Origin of the sequence: Polaromonas sp. (genome assembly GCF_041689105.1) — a bacterium.
GTDB lineage: Bacteria > Pseudomonadota > Gammaproteobacteria > Burkholderiales > Burkholderiaceae_C > Polaromonas.
Genome location: NZ_JBDNGU010000180.1, coordinates 1 through 8,939, shown reverse-complemented (window position 1 = coordinate 8,939; position 8,939 = coordinate 1). Strand labels below are relative to the sequence as shown.

General features: G+C 59.3%; 5 protein-coding genes, 1 tRNA gene and 2 pseudogenes. 1 reads left to right on the top strand and 7 read right to left on the bottom strand.

Features of this window, described 5'->3' with window-relative positions; translation table 11 throughout:
* Window positions 1–1,032: translocation/assembly module TamB domain-containing protein (locus tag ACESMT_RS18075; RefSeq protein WP_372827987.1), on the top strand; the 1,032-nt coding region annotated here is incomplete at its 5' end.
* 62 nt (window positions 1,033–1,094) lie between these two features.
* Here ACESMT_RS18075 and ACESMT_RS18070 read toward each other — a convergent pair.
* The 7 genes and pseudogenes from ACESMT_RS18070 to ACESMT_RS18040 all read right to left on the bottom strand — a co-directional run.
* Window positions 1,095–1,170: transfer RNA gene (locus ACESMT_RS18070), tRNA-Arg, on the bottom strand.
* Window positions 1,171–1,383: 213 nt separating this feature from the next.
* Window positions 1,384–2,268: an EamA family transporter gene (locus ACESMT_RS18065; protein ID WP_372827986.1), complete on the bottom strand. Its 885-nt coding sequence runs from the start codon at window positions 2,266–2,268 to the stop codon at window positions 1,384–1,386.
* Window positions 2,269–2,379: 111 nt separating this feature from the next.
* A pseudogene (locus ACESMT_RS18060) lies at window positions 2,380–3,363 on the bottom strand (DUF3387 domain-containing protein); the annotation flags it as partial.
* Window positions 3,364–3,429: 66 nt separating this feature from the next.
* Window positions 3,430–5,595: pseudogene (locus ACESMT_RS18055) on the bottom strand (type I restriction endonuclease subunit R); the annotation flags it as partial.
* 109 nt (window positions 5,596–5,704) lie between these two features.
* Window positions 5,705–6,787 carry a Fic family protein gene (locus tag ACESMT_RS18050; protein WP_372827985.1) on the bottom strand — a complete coding sequence of 361 codons (1,083 nt, stop codon included), beginning with the start codon at window positions 6,785–6,787 and terminating at the stop codon, window positions 5,705–5,707.
* Window positions 6,788–7,330: 543 nt separating this feature from the next.
* A complete protein-coding gene (locus tag ACESMT_RS18045) occupies window positions 7,331–8,203 on the bottom strand; it encodes a hypothetical protein (RefSeq protein ID WP_372827984.1) in 873 nt (290 codons plus the stop codon).
* The coding region (locus ACESMT_RS18040) for a hypothetical protein (RefSeq protein ID WP_372827983.1) at window positions 8,200–8,939 on the bottom strand (740 nt) is incomplete at its 5' end. The genes ACESMT_RS18040 and ACESMT_RS18045, both read right to left, overlap by 4 nt.

The window sequence follows — 8,939 nt, the reverse complement described above, 5'->3', positions numbered from 1 at the left end:
GCGGGCGGCCTGCTCACTGCGCAGGGTGAGGCCGGCTGGGTCAACGGCCAGCCGATGGTGGCGCTGACAGCCAAGCTGGACAAACTGCGCGCCAGCATACGCACCGACAGGCAACTCACCGTCTCCGGCCAGTTGCAGGCCAGGCTTAACGACAAACTGATGGAGATCACCGGCGCGCTGCGCGTGGACCAGGCCCGCATCGTGCTGCCCGACGAAGGCCGGCCCGAGCTGGGCAGCGACGTGCTGGTGCGCAACGTAGGCGGCGTTGCCATCGGCAAACAGGCTCCGGCCAAAGCCGGCCCCACGCCCGAACCCATCAGGGACACCCGCAAGGTCAAGATCGCGGTAGACATCGACCTGGGCGACGACTTCCGCATTGAGGGCAAGGGTATCGACACCCGCGTGCGCGGCACGCTGGCGCTGACCGGCGACTCTTTGGCCTCCCCGCGCCTGGTCGGCACGGTGCGTACCGTCGGCGGCCAGTACCGTGCCTACGGCCAGCGGCTGGACATCGAGCAGGGCGTGCTGCGCTTCACTGGTGCCATCGACAACCCCACGCTCGACATCCTGGCCGTGCGCCCGAACATGACGCAGCGCGTCGGCGTGCAGATCACCGGCACCGCCCTGCTGCCCGCCGTGCGCCTGTATGCCCAGCCCGACTTGCCCGACGCTGAAAAGCTCTCATGGTTGGTGATAGGCCGCGCCTCCGCCAGCGGCGGCGCCGAAGCCGCCCTGCTGCAGCAAGCCGCCATCGCGCTGCTGGGCAGCAAAAGCGGCAACACCGGCGGCATCGCCGGGCGGCTGGGGCTGGACGAGTTGTCCTTCAGCAGTGGCGCCGGCGGCGCCAGCGGCGGGGCCATCACGCTGGGTAAACGCTTCTCGCGCAACTTCTACGCCGCCTATGAGCGCAGCCTGTCCGGCGCGCTGGGTACGCTCTATGTGTTTTACGACCTGTCGCAGCGCTTCACGATCCGCGCCCAGACCGGCGACCAGACGGCGGTGGACCTGATCTACACCTTCTCTTACGACTGACGTCAGCGGGGGGGGGAGAATTCAAAGCCGACCATCAACAGCTGGTGGCTTGAATCAAAAGATGGTGCCCTTGGCAGGAATCGGACCTGCGACCTATCCCTTAGGAGGGGATCGCTCTATCCACTGAGCTACAAAGGCAGACGCGTAGTTTACCAAGGCAGCATCTGCGGTTGCACGCCGCGTGCGGGGAAACTGCAGCCAGGCGGCGCCGTCGTCCTGGGTCAGTTTTTCAAGCGTCTGGGTTTGCTACTTTTTTGATAGCTGCCTGTGCCCGTCAGACAAGGGCCTGAGGCCGATTTGATGCACAAACTGGCAACGCACCGATAAAACCGGCAGCAAACCGTGGACCAGTCAGGTCGCCACGGATTCCGGCGCTTGCGCGACCTGCCGCCGCGCCGTCAAGGCGCTGCCCATCGACGCCGCCACGATGCAGCCAATCGCCAGCCACTGGCCATTGCTCAGGTGTTCGTCCAGCAGGCCGATAGCCAGCACAGCCGCCACCGCCGGCTCCATGCTGATCATGATGCCGAAAGCCTCTTTGGGCAGGCGTTTGAGCGCCATCATCTCCAGCGAGATCGGGATCGCGCTTGAGATGGCGGCCACACCCACGCCAATCAGCAGTACCTGGGGCGATAGCAGCGCCGCCCCCGCATGCACCACACCCACCGGCACCACCACCAGCGCCGCCACTGTCAGCCCCAGCGAGACAGAATGCCCCGCATGCAGGTGGCCGATACGCTTGCCAAAAACGATGTACATCGCCCACAACACCGCCGCCGCCAGTGCGTACAGCACACCCACCGGGTCCAGCGTGCTGCTGTTGATGCCCAGTGGCAGCAACATGCCCAGGCCCAGCACCGCCAGCGCCACCCAGACAAAATCGACGGCCCTGCGCGAATAAAAAATGGCCACCGCCAGCGGCCCCGAAAACTCGATGGCCACCGCCAGCCCAAAAGGCAGGGTTCGCAGCGACATGTAAAACATCAGGTTCATGGCGCCCAGCGCCGCACCATACTTGGCAATCGACAGCGCATCAGCCCGCGAGAGCTTCCAGCGCCAGGGCCGCCACAACAGCAACAGCAACAGCGCCGAAAACCCCACCCGCAACGCCGACACCCCCTGCGCCCCCAGCAGCGGAAACAACTGCTTGGCCCACGAGGTGCCAATGCCCAGCGAAGTGACAGCGCCGAACACGGCGAGAAGGGGAATAAATTGCTGCAGGCGCGGGGAGGTCATGGGGATGAAAAATGTAGAAGGCCGCGGCGCACTTTTCGCTGGATCACCCCAGTGATACCAGGTTTCGCAACCCCTGAATCAAAAATATTTACTCGGCGATGCCTCTCAGCATCACCAGTTCTCGCCCATCTCCCGCACTTGCTCCAGCACCAGCTCCACTGCCGCGTCCTGGTCGTCCGGAGGATATTTGTACTTGCGCAGGATGCGTTTGACCATCAGTCGCAGCTTGGCCTGAACACTTTCCCTGGCCGACCAGTCCACACTGAGGTTTTTGCGCAAGCTGTCCGTCAGCTCATGCGCGATTTTTTTCAAGGTGTCGTCGCTCAGTTCACGCACCGCTGATTCGTTTTCGATCAGTGCGTAATAGAAGCGCACCTCGTCTTCCGTCAGTCCCAGTTGCTCGCCCTGCAAAGAAGCTTCCCTGAACTTCTTCGCCATCTGGATCAGTTCTTCCATCACCTGCGCGGTTTCGATAGACCGGTTCTGGTAGCGCTGGATGACGTTGGCCAGCATCTCGGAGAACTTGCGGTCCTGCACGACGCTGCCGGCAAACCGGCTTTTGATCTCGCCCTGCAGCAAACGCTCCAGCAGTTCGACTGCCAAATTGCGTTCAGGCAAATCACGGACCTGCGCCAGAAACTCGTCGTCCAGCAGGCCGATGTTGGGTTTGTCCAGTCCCACGGCATCAAAAATATCGACCACGCTTTCAGACACCACTGCAGAACTGATGATCTGGCGAATCGCCAGCTCGCGTTGCTCGTCGGTCCGCTTCTTCGCCGTCAGTTCCTTCTTCGTGAGGATGACTTTCACCCCCTGAAAAAACGCCACTTCTTCACGCACCGCCTTGGCCTCGTCAAGCGTGCAGCACAGCGTAAAAGCTTTGCTCATCGCCAGCGCGGTATCGGCAAACCGTTTCTTGCCATCACGCGTTTTGCCAGTGCTCAGGCCCAGCACATGGTTGGCTGCGCCCGCCAGCGTCTTGTGCCCGCCCGTGAGAAACCTGCTGTAGTCAAAGCCGTGCAGCATGACGCGCAGCACGTCCACCTTCTCGGCCAGCACGCTGAAAGCTTCATACGCATCAACTGTCGGGCGGCCCCGCCCCTGGCTGGCGGTGTATTCCTTCATGGCCGACTTCAACTCATTGCCGATACCGATGTAGTCCACCACCAGACCACCCTGCTTGTCCTTGAACACGCGATTCACCCGGGCAATCGCCTGCATCAGGTTGTGACCCTTCATGGGTTTGTCCACGTACAGCGTGTGCACGCAAGGCGCATCAAAGCCAGTCAGCCACATGTCACGCACGATCACCATGCGCAACGGGTCAGAAGGGTCTTTGAAGCGTTTTTCAAGCCGCTTCTTTACTTGGGCACTGTAGATGTGCGGCCGCAGCAGTGCCTTGTCGCTGGCGGAGCCGGTCATGACGATCTTGATCGCGCCCTTCTCTGGGTCAGCATCGTGCCAATCGGGGCGCAGCTTGACGATCTCGTTGTACAGATGTGCGCAGATGTCGCGGCTCATCGCCACCACCATCGCCTTGCCGGTCTGCGCCTTGTTGCGCTCTTCAAAATGGGCCACCAGGTCTTGCGCCACGCTGGCAATACGCGGTTCGGCACCCACTACTTTTTCCAGCGCCGCCCAGCGGCTCTTCAGTGCCGCTTGCTGGCTTTCCTCGTCGTCTTCTGCCAGGTCGTCCACCTCTTCGTCGAGCTGCTGCAGGTCAGCCTCCTTGAGGCTCAACTTGGCAAGGCGCGACTCGTAATAGATGGCTACCGTGGCGCCATCTTCCTTGGCCTGCTGCATGTCATACACATGGATGTAGTCGCCAAACACAGCGCGGGTGTCGCGGTCGGTGCTGCTGACCGGTGTGCCGGTAAATGCCACAAAGGTGGCGTGAGGCAGCGCGTCCCGCAGGTGTTGTGCGTAGCCGACCTGGTAGCGCTCAGCCATGTCGCTGACAACGTATTCTGGTAGCACCAACTCAGCCCGGTGCGGCATGACCGCACCATCACCGGTAGCTACTATATTAATAGCTGCTTGCGCACGTCCTGTAAGGGCTAGAGGCACTTTTCGAACTTTAAGTTTGGCCTCAAAGCCGTATTGCGTGCGATGCGCTTCGTCAGCAATCACCACGATGTTGTGCCGCTCCGACAGCACCGGGAATGTGTCTTCGTCTTCCCCGGGCATGAACTTCTGGATGGTCGCAAACACGATGCCGCCGGATGGCCGGTTGGCCAGCAGCGCGCGCAGCTCCTGCCGTGTGCGCGCCTGCACCGGCTGCTCGCGCAGCAGGTCTTGCGCCAGGCTGAACACGCCGAACAGTTGCCCGTCCAGGTCATTGCGGTCGCTGATCACCACGATGGTCGGGTTCTCCATCGCCGGCTCCTGCATCACGCGCGCCGCAAAACAGGTCATGGTGATGCTTTTGCCACTGCCCTGCGTGTGCCAGACCACGCCGCCCTTCTGGTTACCGCCGGGGCGCGACGCCTCGATGACTTTGACGATGGCCGAGCGCACAGCATGAAACTGGTGGTAGCCGGCAATCTTTTTCACCAGCGTGCCGTCGTCTTCAAACAGCACAAAGTAGCGCAGGTAGTCCAGCAGGTATTGCGGCGCCAGCACGCCACGCACCAGGGTTTGCAGCTCGTTGAACTCGCCCAGCGGGTCCAGCGTCGCGCCGTCAATCGTGCGCCAGGCCATGAAGCGTTCCGGCTCGCTCGACAGCGAGCCCATCAGCGCCTCGGTCCCGTCCGAGATCACCAGCACCTCGTTGGTCTGGAAAACGTCCGGAATCTGCTCCTTGTAAGTCTGTATCTGGTCGTAGGCCTTCCACACATTAGCCTTTTCGTCGGCAGGGTTCTTGATCTCCAGTAGCACCAGCGGCAGGCCATTCACAAACAGGATGATGTCCGGCCGGCGCGTGTGGCTGGTCCCCTTGATGCTGAACTGGTTCACCGCCAGCCAGTCATTGTTTTGAACATGCCCCCAGTCCACCAGCCGAACGAAGTCGCCCCGGGTGTCACCGTCCTTCTGGTACTGCACCGGCACGCCCGTCACAAACAACTGGTGAAAGCGCCTGTTGGAAGTCAGCAGCGCCGGTATGCCCAAGTTCAGCACCTGCACCAGCGCGTCTTCACGCGCCGCTGCCGGCACACCCGGGTTCAGCCGGTCAATGGCCGCACGCAGCCGCCCGGCCAGCAGCACCTCGCGGTAGTTGGCCCGCTCCGGAGCCATGCCGTCAAAGGCAATGTCCGGGCCATAGGCACAGGAATACCCCACGTCTTGCAGCCAGCCCAGGGCCTCTCGCTCAAGTTGGTCTTCCGTCATCTGCTCACCTTATGGACATTGACATGAGGCCGTTGTCATGTAAAAAATAGTTATATTTATTAACATGATGAGCGTCTCGTGTACACAAAGTCAACATGAGAAGCCTGCTTCATTTCACCAGCGCGTCGAAAAAAGCATCGTTGATGAAGTAGTTCTCCCGCCAGACCGGCTGCTCCCGCAGCAAACCCGCGCCAACCAGCGCCCGCAGGTACTTGGTGCAAGTGGGGCGTGAGCCCAGGCCGGCCTGCTCCAGAAACTTGACCTTGCAGTAGGGATGGCGAAACACCACGTCCAGAATCGCCGGCACTTGGACCTTCGGTAACACCGACTCGGCCTTGGCAGTCGCGGCCTGTTTCAGCTCAAGAATGGCCAGAATGCGTTCGCCGGTGAGCCTGGCCGTGCTTTCCACGGCGCGCAGCATGTACAGCACCCATGCTTCCCACTTCGCATCTTCCGTCACGCCCGACAAGCCGCGGTAGTAGTCGCCCTTGTGTTCAATGATGTAGCGCGACAGGTACAGGATGGGGACGTCCAGCAGTTTCTCGGAGATCAGGTACAGGATGTTCAATATCCGCCCCACCCGGCCATTGCCGTCCGGAAACGGGTGAATCGCCTCAAACTGGTAATGCATCACCGCCAGCCGTACCAGCGGGTCCAGCTCCGACGGCTCATTGATAAAGCGCTCCAGGTTGCCCAGCTTGTCGCGAATCACACCCTCACCCTCCGGCGGGGTGTAGATCGTCTGACCAGCCGGGTTGGCCAGCCGGGTGCCCGGCAGGCGCCGCACCCCATCGTCGGCCTGCTTGACGACTTGGTACAGCGTGTCAAACAGCCGGGTGGTCAGCGGCATGTTGTCCTGCTTGACCCACTGATAGCCCTGCCACAAGGCATCCTTGTAATGCAGCACCTCTTTGGTTTTGGGGTCCGAGCCCTCGCCGTCGTTGGCAAAGCCGCGGTACAGCGCATCGTCGGTCGTAACGATGTTTTCGATCTCGGACGAAATTTTGGCCTCCTGCAAACCCACCGCCTGAATCAACACCCCCTGGTTGGGCAGCAAGCGCGCAATCCCCTTGAGCTCTGCCAGAGCCGTGCGCGCGACCACCACCTGCTTGAGCACGGCCTTGGTTTCCAGCTCGACAACGGGCGGCAACGCCGGTAACGCGTTGTAGGGAATGGCACGGTCAAAAGACATTCATCAGTCCTTAAGGGGCAGAAAGTTTGGCCATATTAGCCGCATCATGTACAAAAAACCATGTTTTTTTTACATGTCAACGCTAACATGTATAAAAATTGCCATTTTCTATACATGAGAATCATGGGCTCTGCGTTTGGCTACTACGCAGTTATCGTCCCGGCATGCTGAAAAGTCTTGCCGAATGGCGAGTCACTCGGGCAAACTAACGGTCAAGTGGATGGGGGGTTCCTGATCGGCGTTACAGCCTCGGTGGGTTCATCGGGGCTTTTCGCTTTTGGCCGCCATGTGCGACCTTCCTCAAGTAGCGCGATGCCCCAGCGCAGATAGAAGTCGACAGGTGTCACCACTTACCTGTACGATCCAGCCAACTCGCCTGCCACGTGTAGAAGGAGTATCAGGAGCCCTTGTACAGAGATGTACCGGGGCTTCAGTCTTTTGGAGCAGCGGTTTCTGGTTCAGCTTCTGGCAAACGCAGTTGCCCCGAAATCAGGCGAGGCAGCATAGTGTGGGATGAACGAAGGAGTAGGGAGCGCCACCAGGTCACAGCGCGCGCAGCAAGGCTTCACTCGCTGCACTGTCATTGTCAGCACTGGCAAACCCTACGCTGAACTCTTTCGCTTCCAGCGATAACTCTTCGGTGTAGTCCTGCACGATGCCGCGCTCCTTGTCAGTCAAATTGGGGCTTTCTAGTGGCGGGAAACCCAAAACAAGCAAACTTGCGCGGCTACTGACGCGTTGTGCCAACGAAAGTTCAACGATCAACCCACGGGTAGTTCGTACCGTATTGCTAATTTTGCTTGGCTGCAAGACGCCAAAGTGGGCAACCAGGGAATCCGACAAGAATCCAAACCTTGTCCGACGGCGAGCGCTCATCAGCGATGCCTCACGGTTAAAACATATACCCAGCGAGGCGTTACGGGCGACAACCAAATCACGAATCCGCGTTGCAAACTGCCGAGACGGTTGTGATTGGTCGGCCCGGGCATCATCAGACTCTGCTGCATCGGCGTCATCTGGTTCGGCAAAAGTGGCCAAACTAGAACTCATTAATTTGGCCACACGCAATAAATCGCTATAGCTATTAACGTGGCTAGTCTCGACATCGCCAAAATAAATGCCAGACATAGATGCTGCGGTGACCTGTAACGTAGGCGTATCCGTCAGCCGCGCATTCAACAATCGAAACGTACGCTCTAGCAGCCCGTTCGCCTTGCTCCCAGCAGCACCAAACAAGGTGGCCAATAAATCAGGACGAATCGTCAAGACCGCTTTGGATTGTTGTTCCCAAGCAGTTAAAAAGCCTACGCAGATGCGCTCACCAGTTTGCATAACTGGCTCCCAGTACACCGCACGCCATGCGCCTGTACTTGCAGGAAGCGCAGGTACTTTTGCCAAAAGTATTTCTGTAGTCATAAAAGCCCCTTGATAGATGACGCCAAAGCAGGCAAACGGGCAGACACCTGTTGCGCAAACGGCTGCGCAAAGGCAGCTACCAGCGCATGATTACCCATTTCAGCAGCAGCTGCAAGCGTGCAGTCAGTCGGAAAAGTTAGCGCGTTGCTTATGGCACTGGCTTCCACGTTCGCACAGTCCAACGAATTTGCATGGCCCGCAATAACCCTATAAATTTTATGCAGTTCATAGGGCGCAAGCGGGTCAATTTCTAGCGTTCGCCCATGGTCGATGGCCCAGTAATCTTGACCATCTGTTAGCAAGTTTTCCGGATTGCGGTCTGAGTTGCGCACCAAAACGTCCAACGCGATTAACCGGCCCAATCCAATCCACGCCACCAGTTCGGCAACCAGCGCTTGAATCTCTGCCTTACCTGGGGCATTCGGGTCAATGTGGAACTGCTGCATCAGATTCGGCGCTTGAACGTCTATGCTGGCAAAAAGCGGCGTAGCTTGCTCGTAAACAATACCGCACGGCGGCGTTTCCACACCCAATGCGTCCGCAAGCAAGGCGCAAAAGCACTCGGCAGCCAACTCTATGGGCGGACAGCTTTTAAGGTTCTTCGTCGAATCCACTGTGAATTTTCCTTCACTCCAGCACAATTCAGTTTTCCAAATTGATTGACCGTGCCATGAAAGATACCGCGCTGTACGAACACCTTCTTGGACTGAAGACGCCCTGGTCGGTGAAGAAGGTT